Annotated in this window: 15 protein-coding genes; 4 read left to right on the forward strand and 11 right to left on the reverse strand. The window is 38.7% G+C overall.

Annotation, left to right across the window (positions count from 1 at the left end; translation table 11 throughout):
- Window positions 1-678, forward strand: a 678-nt coding sequence (locus tag ACOVO2_RS15200) for a leucyl aminopeptidase family protein (RefSeq protein WP_421770801.1), incomplete at its 5' end; no start/stop codon positions are given.
- Between the two features lie 70 nt (window positions 679-748).
- On the opposite strand, the gene recO is transcribed toward ACOVO2_RS15200, so the two are convergent.
- The 3 genes from recO to ispE are packed head-to-tail and all read right to left on the reverse strand — an operon-like array spanning window position 749 to window position 2,859.
- A complete protein-coding gene (recO, locus tag ACOVO2_RS15205; RefSeq protein WP_421770802.1) occupies window positions 749-1,438 on the reverse strand; it encodes a DNA repair protein RecO in 690 nt (229 codons plus the stop codon).
- Complete coding sequence (locus tag ACOVO2_RS15210) at window positions 1,428-2,012, reverse strand: cytochrome c oxidase subunit 3 (protein ID WP_421770803.1); 585 nt, start codon at window positions 2,010-2,012, stop codon at window positions 1,428-1,430. The genes recO and ACOVO2_RS15210 overlap by 11 nt, the downstream gene beginning before the upstream one ends.
- Window positions 2,013-2,034: 22 nt before the next feature.
- Complete coding sequence (gene ispE, locus ACOVO2_RS15215; RefSeq protein WP_421770804.1) at window positions 2,035-2,859, reverse strand: 4-(cytidine 5'-diphospho)-2-C-methyl-D-erythritol kinase; 825 nt, start codon at window positions 2,857-2,859, stop codon at window positions 2,035-2,037.
- A 130-nt stretch (window positions 2,860-2,989) separates the two neighbouring features.
- Here ispE and ACOVO2_RS15220 point away from each other — a divergent pair, with 130 nt between their 5' ends.
- Window positions 2,990-3,574, forward strand: coding sequence for a transposase (locus ACOVO2_RS15220; protein ID WP_421770805.1), 585 nt, complete (start codon window positions 2,990-2,992; stop codon window positions 3,572-3,574).
- Window positions 3,575-3,611: 37 nt separating this feature from the next.
- On the opposite strand, the gene ACOVO2_RS15225 is transcribed toward ACOVO2_RS15220, so the two are convergent.
- From ACOVO2_RS15225 to ACOVO2_RS15250, 6 genes are all read right to left on the reverse strand, one after another.
- Entirely contained in the window at window positions 3,612-4,679 is a 1,068-nt protein-coding gene (locus tag ACOVO2_RS15225) for an alpha/beta hydrolase family protein (RefSeq protein ID WP_421770806.1), read from the reverse strand.
- Between the two features lie 110 nt (window positions 4,680-4,789).
- Complete coding sequence (locus tag ACOVO2_RS15230) at window positions 4,790-5,725, reverse strand: hydroxypyruvate isomerase family protein (protein ID WP_421770807.1); 936 nt, start codon at window positions 5,723-5,725, stop codon at window positions 4,790-4,792.
- A 46-nt stretch (window positions 5,726-5,771) separates the two neighbouring features.
- Entirely contained in the window at window positions 5,772-5,939 is a 168-nt protein-coding gene (locus tag ACOVO2_RS15235) for a hypothetical protein (RefSeq protein WP_421770808.1), read from the reverse strand.
- Window positions 5,936-6,460, reverse strand: a complete 525-nt coding sequence (locus ACOVO2_RS15240) for a hypothetical protein (protein WP_421770809.1) — start codon at window positions 6,458-6,460, stop codon at window positions 5,936-5,938. Before ACOVO2_RS15240 ends, ACOVO2_RS15235 begins: the two co-directional genes overlap by 4 nt.
- 33 nt (window positions 6,461-6,493) lie before the next feature.
- On the reverse strand, window positions 6,494-7,222 hold the full coding sequence (locus tag ACOVO2_RS15245; protein ID WP_188769866.1) for an RluA family pseudouridine synthase: 729 nt from the start codon (window positions 7,220-7,222) through the stop codon (window positions 6,494-6,496).
- A gap of 117 nt (window positions 7,223-7,339) precedes the next feature.
- The gene (locus ACOVO2_RS15250) at window positions 7,340-8,491 is read right to left on the reverse strand and encodes a 1-deoxy-D-xylulose-5-phosphate reductoisomerase (RefSeq protein ID WP_421770810.1); all 1,152 of its coding nucleotides are present in this window, start codon (window positions 8,489-8,491) and stop codon (window positions 7,340-7,342) included.
- A gap of 260 nt (window positions 8,492-8,751) precedes the next feature.
- Here ACOVO2_RS15250 and ACOVO2_RS15255 point away from each other — a divergent pair, with 260 nt between their 5' ends.
- Window positions 8,752-9,633 (forward strand): fructosamine kinase family protein, encoded by an 882-nt coding sequence (locus tag ACOVO2_RS15255; RefSeq protein WP_421770811.1) that lies wholly within the window; start codon window positions 8,752-8,754, stop codon window positions 9,631-9,633.
- A 5-nt stretch (window positions 9,634-9,638) separates the two neighbouring features.
- Here the strand turns inward: ACOVO2_RS15255 and ACOVO2_RS15260 are convergent, their stop codons facing one another.
- A complete protein-coding gene (locus tag ACOVO2_RS15260; RefSeq protein WP_421770812.1) occupies window positions 9,639-11,009 on the reverse strand; it encodes a sulfatase in 1,371 nt (456 codons plus the stop codon).
- A 101-nt stretch (window positions 11,010-11,110) separates the two neighbouring features.
- Complete coding sequence (locus ACOVO2_RS15265; RefSeq protein WP_421770813.1) at window positions 11,111-12,172, reverse strand: acyl transferase; 1,062 nt, start codon at window positions 12,170-12,172, stop codon at window positions 11,111-11,113.
- Between the two features lie 126 nt (window positions 12,173-12,298).
- Here ACOVO2_RS15265 and ACOVO2_RS15270 point away from each other — a divergent pair.
- Window positions 12,299-12,803 (forward strand): hypothetical protein (locus ACOVO2_RS15270; RefSeq protein ID WP_421770814.1); only part of this gene is annotated, 505 nt, incomplete at its 3' end.

Below are 12,803 nucleotides of genomic sequence, written 5' to 3' on the forward strand. Positions count from 1 at the left end.
ATTTCAATCAAAGGTTCGGCAAGTATGAGTTATATGAAGTCGGACATGGGTGGGGCAGGAGCAGTTTTAGGAGCAATGGAATTGGCTGCAAAACTAAAACTCTCAGTACATTTGATTGGGGTAATTCCTTCGACCGAAAACTGCGTTGATGGTAATGCACTAAAACCAAGCGAAGTTATTTCTTCGTATTCAGGTAAAACCATTGAAGTCATTGACACAGATGCCGAAGGAAGATTGATTTTGGCTGATGGATTGGCCTATATCAAGAAAAACTTTGAACCAGATGTAATCATAGATTTGGCAACACTCACAGGAAACTGTATTGCGGCTTTGGGTTATGCTGCCGCTGGACTACTCTCGAATAATGACGAACTGGCCAATGAATTACTCGAAATTGGACAAGAAACGGGCGAAAAACTGTGGCGTTTACCACTTTGGGACGATTATAAAGATATGATGAACTCGGATGTGGCCGACATCAAAAATCTTTCATCGGCACCAGTTGCGGGGGCAATTACGGCTGCAAAATTCTTAGAGTTTTTTATTGATGGCCACACCAATTGGGCTCACCTTGATATTGCAGGTTTGGCTTTTGGCGATTCAGAATTCGCCAAAATGAAATCAGCTACAGCTTATGGCGTGAATTTATTGACTACGTGGATGAGGGGAATTAATTGATAATTGAAAATGGAGAATTGATAATGATTTATTCTTTTTTAATTCTCCATTTTCAATTATTCATTATCCATTAACTAAGTACTTCTCGCAAAACCTGCAACGATTTTATTTCGCCAAACTCTTCAAAATGGATTTGGTAGAAGACAATAATAACTTCGAGTAAATGATTTCTCACGCCTCTGCTCATGAGTAGGGGCGTTTGATAATCAGCCAAAATTAGCTGATTCATGAGTTTTTGGTAGTCAGCATCAAACGGAATCATGGCATTAAATTCCCTGAATTGCGATACGATTTCGCTCGAATCTTGTGGCGAAAACCCTAAGAAAAAAGCATATTTAAGCAGGAAAATTAGGTGAAAGTTCTCGAAATGCTCTTCGGTTTGGTCTAAAAAAATGAGCGAGTGATAAAGAAAATCGAATAAAAGCTCATTTTCGGTGTGTTCTTTCAGCGTTTTATTCAAAATTTCATCCAAAAACATTCCGATACTCGATTTATGAATTTCGTAGGGAAGTGTGCGAAATGGAAAACTTGATTTTATCTCCGAAATTCGATGGAGTTCTTTCTTTTCATCGTGATAAACCACCATGTCGAGCAACGAAAGTGGTTGAAAAAGTGCAATTCTGTTTTTTCCTTTGCTGCTTCTTACACCATTTTCAATAAAAGACTGAATACCGAATTTTTCGGTATAAATTTTTACGATAATTGATGTTTCTCGATAACGAATATAGCTAATAACTATTCCACGAGTTTTATGAAGCATGGTAAACTAAAAAGAGAAAAAGGATAATCCAGAGAATATCTATAAAGTGCCAATAAATACTTATTAGCTTGATTTTCAGTTGGTTAGGTGGGTTTACGCTATAAACAAACGAATCGACATACTGCATGCGTTGGAACGCATCTTTATTGGCCGACGCCAACGCAATCAGCCCGCCAAGCGTATGCAAAATATGCAGCCCCGAAAGTACATAAATAAACATTCCGCCTGTATTATTGCTCATCGTAATACCTGCCGAGAGCATCTTTTGCCACCCAAGTCCCTGTAATACAATAAACAATACTCCCGCCACAAGCGTCAGACTGATATTGAGGCGATAACTGCGAAAACGCTCTTCTTTAAAAGCTTTATTGGCTCCTTGCAGGGTCAGGCTACTGGCAATAATTACGAATGTACTCACCCAAAATACGCCAGGAATTTTCAGCGGAATATCCTGATTACGTGCCTCTTTGGTAATAAAAACCAAGAGTAAAAAGAAAAACAACAAGCCACTGCCAATAATTGCCAAATATAGCATGAAAGCAAATGGTTCACGGCGTTTTGTAAGTTGATTCATAGACCCCAAACGTTGTTGGTTATTAGATTTTAAAAAATCCTTGCCACATTGCGAAGTTTGGGAAACGGTCTTTTAGGTCAATTGTATTATCAAAAATCCCATAGACAGTCGAGCCTGAACCCGTCATAGAAGCATACACTGCTCCTGCCTGATAGAGTGTTTCTTTCACCTCGGCAATGGTCGGATACTTTAATAACAACTTTTCTTCAAAATCGTTTTTAACTATTTTTTTCCAAGTCGAAATTGGTTGCGAAAGTGCCGTTTTTAGAGCTATTTGTGGCTTTTTTGGCGATACGCCCGAATACGCTTCGGCCGTAGAAATATGAATGTCGGGGTTTACTAAAACCACAAATTTCCCCTTTAAATCAAGCGTATAATCTTCAAATTCATCACCTTTATTGAAGCAAAAAACGGGTCGGTTTTCTATGAAAAATGCACAATCCGAACCCAGCTTTCGGGCAAAATCTTTCAATTCATCATTACTGAGGTTTAGTGCATAGACTTCGTTGAGCATTTTTAGTGTAAACGCCCCATCGGCCGAGCCACCGCCCAAACCAGCACCCATCGGAATAACTTTGTGCAGATGAATCATTGGCGGAACGCTGATGCGGTCTTGCAATAAATTCCATGCTTTTAGGCATAGATTCGAACTTTCATTGCCAGGAATGGCCAAACCCGAACTCTGAAAAACTGCGTTTGTGGCATCGGGATTTTGGTTGGGAATAATTTCGAGGGCATCGCACCACTCGACAGGATAAAACACCGATTCGATGTTATGAAAGCCATCGGAGCGTTTTTCGGTAATATTTAAGCCAATATTGATTTTGGCGTTTGGAAATGTAAGCATTGGGTCTGATTTCAAAATTCAAATTTACTCAACCGCTTAGTAAATAAATAGTAAAACAATTTTAAGTTTTTCATAAAACCCATAACTTACTTTAAAATTAACCCTTTAACAGTCAAAAAATATGAAAACAATGAGACTTTTAGTATCGCTGATAGCGATAAGTGTGTTTTTAAGTAACTGTGGGAAGAAAAAAGAGGAGCAAACCGAGCAAGAAAAAGCCATGGAGTTGGTCGATAAAATTACGAAAGAGGCCGAAAATATATCGAACGAAGAACCAAAAGAAGTGGTTGATGCAAAACTTTTGAAAGAATTACTGCCCGAAGAAGCCGCAGGTTTAGCTCGAAAAAGTGCCGAAAGTGAAAAAGTAGGAGCAATGGGCTTTATGGTGTCGAAGGCTGAGGCAAGATATAAAAATGATGATAGTTCGATAGAAGTAAATATCATTGATGTAGCAGGAACAGGTGCTTTGATGGGAATGGCGGCGTGGTCGATGGTGGATATGGATAAAGAAACCGAAAACGGCTACGAAAAAACGACAACCTACAAAGGAAACAAAGCCTACGAAAAATACAACTCAAAAAACAAAGATGGCGAAATGGCCGTGATTATAGGAAAGCGTTTTGTGGTATCTGTAAAAGGACGAAACATAGAAATGGATAAAATCAAGGATACAATTGATGACATTGATTTAGGCAAGTTGGAAGATTTGAAGTGATAAAAAAGGGCGTTTGTCATCGAAACGCCCTTTTCGCTTATTTAGTAGTTTTTATTAACCAATCGCCCATGATTTGTAAGGCTTCGGGAGCAAAATCTTCTTTTATTTTAGCATATTCTTGAGGTAAACCAGTTTCAGCATGTTGAAAAAGATGGTTCAAACCTTCTAATTTTAAGATTTTGTAATGCTTGTTTTTTGCCATTTTTAAACCTTCTTCAATACCCGCCAAATTTTCTTCCGGAAAAACTTGATGGTCTTTCGAACCATTTAAAGCTAAAATCGGACATTTTACTTTAGAAATAGCCGTTTTTGGGTCGAATTTAATAAAAAAGCGTCCCCAGTCAATAGACATGTTTTTTAAGGTATAATAAACATTGGCTAAGTTGCTGGCGTATTTTGCTTCTTCTGTCGAAAGACTATCTTTCCAGTTCTTTGTGATTTTATCCAACGAAAGTACCGCATCAGCTTGGCTTTCTGCTTGTTTATAAGCACGCAAAACATGGGCCATGTAAACAGCATATTTTTGCTTGAAAGTGGCCGAAAATTCTGGTATTGCTTCAATGGGTATCGTAAGTTGTTTTTGTAGAATAACTTCACCCGAAACTCCCGTGCCAGCTAATGACACAATAAAAGCTACATCTTCGCTTTTGGCGGCTACCATCGGGGCAATTATTCCGCCTTCGCTGTGGCCTATGAGTCCGATTTTTTTAGAGTTTATTTCGCTACGAGTTTTCAGATAATCAATTCCACATTTTACATCATATGCAAAGTTCTCACTTGTCATTGCTTTCGGGTTTCGGCCTAAGGTTGTTTTCCCTGCCCCACGGTCATCAACTCTTAAAACCGCAAAGCCTCGACCTGTTAAATACTCAGCAATTACCTTGAATGGCTTATGACCCAAAATGGTTTCATCTCGGTCTTGTATGCCTGAGCCTGTAATCAGAATGACGGCAGGAAACTTTGAGCCATTTTCGGGCATCGTAAGCGTGCCGAAAATATGAACAGAATCGGTCGTATTCCAATAATTTACTTCTTCTGATTTGAATGTGTTTTGAGCAAAAGTGACTTGAATTGCTAAAATAGTGAGAATAAAAACCTTTTTCATGTGGGAATTGCTTACGGTTGTGGTGTAAATGTCACGCAAATTTTTGAATAAAAAAAGGGCTTTACGTGAATAAAGCCCTAATCGTTATAAACGGTAAAAATGAGTTATTTTTAAAAATTATCACTCCATTGATAAGCCTCAATGAGTTTCATTTCGCCTTCTTTGCCTTTCGCAAAGTTGCCGTGTTCCATTCCCATAATAAACTCTTGGTTGTTGGCTTTTGATTTATCATAAATATGCTTGAAAAGACTTTTGTAGTTGATTTCGCCAGTTGTTGGCTCTTTACGGCCTGGTTCATCGCCAATTTGGAAATACGCAATTTCTTCCCAGCATAAATCCATATTTCGAGTCATACGCCCTTCGTTTCGCTGCATGTGCCACATATCAAATAAAATCTTGCACGATGGGCTATTTACAGCTTTACAAATCATATAGCTTTGGTCGGAATGACGCAAAAAGAGGTCAGGGTTGTCACTCAATGGCTCAAGCACCATCGTGAGGTTGTGTGGTTCAAAAATATCGCAAGCACGACGCAAAGCATCAATTACATTAGCAGTTTGGATGCCCAAAGGTAGATTTCGCTCGAAATACCCCGGAACGACCGTCATGTATTTGGCGTTGCAACGTTTGGCCGTTTCTACCGACTCTCGACAAGTTTTCAAGAAATTTTCGAGAAACTCTTTCTTGCCAGTTGCTAAAGATACCTTCCAGTTATCGCCACCATCAACTACAAAAACGCCCATTTTCATGCCGAGTTTTGCGAGTGTTTCGCCGATTTTTGTTTGTGTTTCAACTGGACGTTTCAGCATACCGTTGTCTTCGAGAGCCATGAAACCGTTATCGGCCATGAATTTAAGCTGGTCGAAAAGGTCTTTACCGGCCGAATTTTCAAACATTCCGAAATGCGGAGCATACAAAAGTTTGTATTTGTAGGGTGCTGAAGTTGAGTTAGGGGTTGGAGTAAAGGCCAAAGCGGTGGCGGTAGTACCGAGGCTGGTTGCACCAGCGGCCAAGACACTTTTTGAAAGAAAGTTTCTGCGATTCATTAGTTTTTATAGAATTGAAGGTTGAATAGAGTATTAAAAATGATATTTACGCAAGGGCTTTATTTCTCCGAATCGTAGTACTACGAATTTGTTTTTTTTCTCGCAGTATCTTTTGAGTTTGTATGTAATTACTAATCTGAGCTTCTTCTTCCTTACTTAGTGGTCTTTCTCCACCGATGAAGTCCACATCAAGTTCTGTTGTTTTAGTTTTCATCTCGGAAAATATTTTTTGATGAGTTTTAATGCAGCTATTGTGTCGATAATCATCACTCGCCCTCCGAAGTGGAGAGCCCCAAGTGTTTCGATGTAATGTTCTACAAGTTGGGTTTTTGAAAGGAAAGAAACATTACCTTCGTGCCCACGTTGAAAAGATAGTTTACAAGCGAAAGCTACCAAATTGCCCGGTACACCAGCATAAACTTTTGACTGTCCTTTGTTGAATGGTGCACTCTCTACTAAGTGCATATAAACATGGTCAGACTTTATCTCTAAACTAATAAGCCCTTGAATAATTGAGGAATTATTAGTAATTGTAAGTTTATAAACCTCTCGCTCTGGTATTTTATATTCCTCTTTCCAATTAAATAACCAACCCTTTTCCTTAGAAACGTTTTTGAAATCTTTGCTGGTAAGCACCGAAATTTCGGTAGTGAAACTGTCGCCTGTAATTACATTTTCAATAGAGTTAGTGAGTTTATCAACGATAAAATCAAGACCTTCATTTTTTTCTTTCATTACCTAATCAAAGATACAGATTTATGTAATTCCTCAATACAAAAAGTCCAAATTTTCGGTTTTTACATCTTCGGGTTCGAGTTCTAAGAATTCCTCCCAGAATGAGTTTTCGGGCAGTGCAGCCTTACAGATAATAGGTTCTTTTTTTACTGGATGCACAAAATAAAGGCGTCGAGCATGAAGATTGATGTTGCCTTCGAGATTTGGGCGAGGATAACCATACTTTACATCTCCTCGAATCGGACATCCCATTTTGGCCAACTGCACACGGATTTGGTGTGGACGACCCGTAATTGGATTTACTTCGAGCAAATGATAGTGATTGATTTCGCCTAAATAACGGTACGTAAGTTCAGCTTTTTGCGAACCTGGTACTTCTTCATCAAAAGCCTTAACAATGTTTTTGTTTTCATCTTTAACCAACCAGTTGGTTAGCTTGGCAGTTTTCTTTTCAGGTTTTTTGCCAACAACTGCCCAATAGGTTTTCTGGATGTCACGCTTTCTGAAAAGTTCGTTCATGCGTTCGAGAGCCTTTGAGGTGCGTGCAAAAACCACCAAACCACTCACGGGGCGGTCAAGCCGATGTACTGTTCCGAGGAAAACATCACCAGGTTTATTGTACTTATCTTTGATATAATGCTTTACGTAGTCCGAAAGTGTTTTATCGCCGGTGCTATCGCCCTGCACCAAAATGCCTTGGGCTTTATTGACAATAATAATATGATTGTCTTCGTAAACTACTTGAAATGGTTGCTTTGCCATTTTACTTTTAAATTAAGAATGTAGAATGTAGAATGTAGAATTATTGCTTCTGCAATTTTACTCTAAACTCTGATTCTCTAAATAAACTATTATCAGTGGACTGTCGTCCATCGACAGTTAAACAAACTCCAAAGCCAGACGTCTGGTTTCTTTGTCGGTTTCAATATAATCTTCGAGCGTTGGTGTACGCACGAAACTCACTTTTTTCATACAATCTTCAATCAAATCTGACATTTCCAAGAAACCGATTTCATCACGCAAGAAAGATGCAACGGCAATTTCGTTGGCGGCATTCACGATACACGCCATATTTCCGCCAGTTTGGAGTGCTTCAAATGCAAATCCTAAGTTTCGGAAAGTCTGATAATCAGGCTTTTCAAAAGTCAAAGATGGAAATTGTGCAAAATCCATTCTCGGAAAATTAGATTTTAATCGATTCGGATAACCAATAGCAAACTGAATTGGCACACGCATATCGGGCAGACCCATTTGGGCTTTCATACTGCCATCTTCAAATTGCACCATCGAGTGAATAATGCTTTGCGGATGCACCACCACTTCGATTTGGTCGGGCGTAAGTCCAAAAAGCCATTTTGCTTCAATCACTTCCAAGCCTTTATTCATCAACGAAGCCGAATCAATCGTAATTTTTGCCCCCATGCTCCAATTTGGGTGCTTCAGAGCTTGTGCTTTCGTAACGGTTTTCAAAAACTCACGGTCTTTTCCTCTGAATGGCCCGCCAGAAGCTGTCAGAATAATCTTTTCGATTGGATTATGGAATTCACCAACCAAACATTGGAAAATGGCTGAGTGTTCCGAATCAACTGGCAAAATATCAACTTTGTGTTTTTGGGCTAATTCGGTTACCAGTTCGCCAGCCACAACCAAAGTTTCCTTGTTAGCCAACGCAATGTGTTTGCCTGCCTTGATTGCCGCCACAGTCGGAATTAAACCTGCATAACCAACCAAAGCTGTCAGAACCATATTTACGGAGTCCATCGTCACGACCGAAGCCAGTGATTTATCTCCAGTATAAACTTTAATATCGAGTGGGTCGAGAGCCGCAAAAACTTTATCGTAAAGGTCTTCGTTTGAAATCACAACTACATTCGGACGAAACTTAGCTGCTTGTTCAATCAACAAGTCGGCGTTGTTTTGTGCAGTAAGCACTTCTACTTCAAAAATATCAGGATTGGCTTCTACTACCTCCAGAGCTTGTGTTCCTATCGAACCCGTTGAACCAAGAATGGCAAGATGACGTTTTTGCATGAAAAAGGATGAAATAAATAAATCTACTGAAATTTTTTACAAAGTTCGGAAAATTTAATGATAAAGTTTTTATTTTAACGTTTCTATTGAGATTGAATTACAAATTACGAGTTGCGAATTACGAGTTATTTCTTGTAAGTGATTGATAATAAGTCGATTGTGTTGATATTTGGATATGTTTTTTTAATAATTTAAAATATGCACTATTCACCCTTTTACTCCCCTTTAGGGGCTGGGGGTGTTTAGGCGTTAGGGGTGTTATGCAAACGGCTGAAGACCAATTCCAATTTTTTGAAGGTGTACTTTTTGAGAGCTTCGGGCGTGACTTTCAAGTAACCGAGTATCGACTATTGCAAGGCGGAAGTATCAACGTGACCGTACAGGTAGTTACCAACGAAGGCAAATACTTTGTGAAATATAATACACGAAATCACGAAGGAATGTTTGAAACCGAAGCTCGTGGTCTTGATTTGTTGCGGGAAGCTAACGTGATTCGTGTGCCTGAGGTTATCAACTGGGGCCGACGTGACGGACAAGATTATTTGGTGCTGGAAAACATAGAATATACCAAGCCTAACTTTGATTATTGGGAAATGTTGGGCGAAAAAATAGCTGCTCTACACCGAAATACTGATGAAAAGTTTGGCCTAAACTTCGATAATTACATAGGTTCGCTTCGCCAAAGCAATGAGCAAAAAGAAGATTGGTTGAGTTTTTTTATCGAAAAACGCTTGAATCTTCAGGCTGGTTTGGCTTATTATAACGAGTTGATTAGTAGGGATTTATACGAAAAATTTCAGCAATTTTACAAAGTATTGCCCGAATTATTGCCAAACGAACCTGCTTCGCTCCTGCACGGCGATTTATGGACAGGAAATGTAATAACTAATGAAAGTGGCGAACCAACGCTCATCGACCCCGCAGTTTATTACGGAAATCGTGAAATGGAAATTGCCTTCACTACGCTTTTTGGGGGCTTCGATAAACGCTTTTATGATACTTATAATGAGGCATATCCGCTACAACCTCGCTTCGATACCAGAGTGCCGATTTATAATATTTATCCGCTATTAGTTCATGTAAATTTATTCGGAACGAGTTATCTACCACCCGTGATTCGGACTTTGAATAAGTATTTGTAAGTATGTTACTTACTCTTTTTGTCGATGTAATTAGGGTTTAGAGCTGGCATTTGTGCATTGTTGGCTTTTCGCCATTTATCAAGTAGTTTCTTTAGCTCTTTTGCTTTTTGAGGATTGATTAATGCCAAATTATTGCTTTCAGAAATGTCGTCTTTTAAATTATAAAGCTCAAGGGAGTTATTCTCAAAAAACTCAATTAATTTCCAATCTCCCAAGCGTACGGCACTGTACGGAGCATCGCCTTCGTGATAATGCGGATAATGCCAAAATAAAGGCCTTTCATACTTTTTATTAGTCAAAATAACTGGTTTTAGAGATTTGCCGTCAAGTTTTTCGTTGGGTTTGATTGCTGCGAAATCTAAGATAGTCGATGTTAGGTCCATCGTGATTGTAGGCTCATCAATCACTTTGCCGCCCTCAATTTTATTTTTCCAATAAATAATTAAAGGTGTTCGAGTGCCTCCTTCATAGCACCAGCCCTTTCCTTTTCTGAATGGTAAACTACTGGCAGATTGCATCAAAGTGCCATTATCGGAAGCAAAAATAATGACAGTGTTTTCTAATAAATTCTTTTTTTCTAAGGCACTCATTACACGCCCAATTCCCTCATCTAAACTTTCAATCATTGCGGCATAAGCCGGATTTTTTTGTTTATCAGGCGAAACAAGTAGTTTTTTGTACTTTTCAATCTTTTCTGCTTTCGCTTGAACTGGGCTATGCACTGCATAATGTGCCAAATTTAAGAAAAACGGCACATTCTCATTATGATTTTCAATGAGTTTGATAGCTTCATTGGTTAGTCTATCTGTTAGGTATTCACCTTTTTCACCTTCTGTCAAGAGTGGCATTTGATAGGGAGCAAAAAAGCCTTTTTTGGGGTGCCCCCAATTCGAACCACCAATATTTATATCAAAACCTTGATTCAAAGGATAAAACTCTTCTCCTTCGCCCAAATGCCATTTTCCTACGTGCCAATTGACATATCCGTTTTCTTTGAGATACTCGGCAACAGTTTTTTCTGATTGTGGAAGAAACTTCTGCCAGTCAGGAATCAGAAGTTTTGGATTAGTTTTTTCATGACCTGCAATCCAGTCGGTAATATGAAGTTTTGCTGGATATTTACCTGTCATCAGAGCAGCTCTTGAGGGCGAACAAACCGTACAGGCAGAATACGCATTCGTGAATTTTACCCCTTTTTGGGCCAATTGGTCAATATTAGGTGTTTGATTGAACGTATTTCCATAACAAGCCAAGTCGGCCGAGCCCATATCGTCAATAAAAAAAACAATAAAATTAGGTTGACGAATTTCGTTTTTTTTAGTGAAAGATAGTAAAAGAATAAGCACAGAAAAGACACAAATAAGGCGAATTTTCATAGTTAGGAATAGATTTAGGGAGTTTAATTCCTAAATATACAAGCCTTTTTGTAGATGCCAAGATAGTAGAGTAAGATTCTGTTGATTATATTATTTATATCTTAAACTACCATCAGATTACAGCCCCGAATATCCGAATTATCAAAACGCCCAATAATACTAAACGATTGATTTTCAGTATTGTATGCCCCCAAATCTTGTGTTTCAATAAAGCAGCAAGAGTCAATGTTTGCCAAGTCAACTACGTTGATACCGCCCCGAATGAGTGTTCGTTCGTGCTGATTGGTGTAGTTTACGGTCGAAATGATTTTAAATGGGTCGTTGATTTCTCGTAATAAAACTTTCATGGTCTGAGGCAATTCAAAAATACCGTCGCCTTTCGAGTATCCTTGCGAGAGGAGTTCGGTCATTCCGTATTCCGAGTGAATTTTTTCAATTCCAAAAGCTGAGGTCAGAATCTCATGTACTTCTTCACGCAACAATTCTTTTCTTCTACCTTTCATTCCGCCCGTTTCCATCACAATTAATCTATCTTTCAGTTTTTCCATAAAAGATAAATCTTCGCCCGATTCGGCCAAATCGAGCAGGGCAAAAGTTACACCAATCAACAAAACCTTTCGCTTTGAATTTTGGTTAGATAGCTGTCGGAGTTGTTGAATGAGTTCGGAAGTATTTTTCAGATAAAAACCTGATTCTCTCGAATAAGTACGATAAATAAAACTCTGCACCATATACACCAACGACGAATTATTTCGTTCAAGGTAAGAGGGAAGCAAAGCTAAAATATGGAAGTCGCTCAAGGGGCCATAAAACTGCTCGAAAATTCGCTGACTGACATATTCGTAGAAAGGCAAATCGCTCACTAAGTGTTTGCTTGTGGTGTCGCCAGTTGTGCCGCTACTTTCAAAAATCACCTGAGTAGGAGCGGCATCAGATACAATTTTATGGTGTTTGAAAAACTGAATCGGTAAGAACGGTATTTTTTCCAGACGACTAACTTGCGTAGGGTTTACATTCAGAAAACTCAAGTATTCTTTGTAAGTGTAGTTGGTGGTAGCTTGAAAGCGAAAGATTTCTAAAGCTAATTCTTCAAAATCATGAGGTCTTATAGAGGTGTCGCCCAATTGCAAAACTGCCGATTTTAGTTCGTCGCGGATACTCATTGAAAATGTTATAATTTTTACTAAATTAGCAGAAAATAGTTGTCAAGTCTTGGTCGATAGTCCATAAAAAATTAATTGTGAATGTTTATCTATCGGCCGTGGACTAATCAAAATTACATAATTACGATGAAAAAGGTTTCAGGATTTCTCATATTGATTGCAATAGGCTCATTAATTGGCTGTTATAAAGAGGTCTCATTTGATGTTAAACCTGTAATTGAGTTTAAGGAACTCCGCAAGATTATTGTGCTTGATGCTTTCTCACAGAGTAAGAAAGACTCGCTTATTTTAAGCATTAAGTTTCAGGATGGTGATGGCGACTTAGGTTTAGATACTCGTGACTCTGTGCTGAAAAAGCAGGGTTTTAATTATATTGTAAAACCATTTCGCAAACGCAGAGGAGTTTTTGTAGAGTTTCCAAACGATGGCGTAACTTATTCGGGGTATTTTATTCGTTTGAAAACCGACGGTAAACCAGGGCCGATTGAAGGTACGCTCGATTACTCGGTTGATTTTCTACAGGATTTTGTTCAGAAAAAAGATACAGTTAAGTTTCAAGTTACCATCAGAGACCGAGCGGGAAATCTGAGTAATACCGTCGAATCAAGTAACATTATCTTGAATGAGTTTT

This window comes from Emticicia sp. (assembly GCF_049241225.1).
GTDB lineage: Bacteria > Bacteroidota > Bacteroidia > Cytophagales > Spirosomataceae > Emticicia.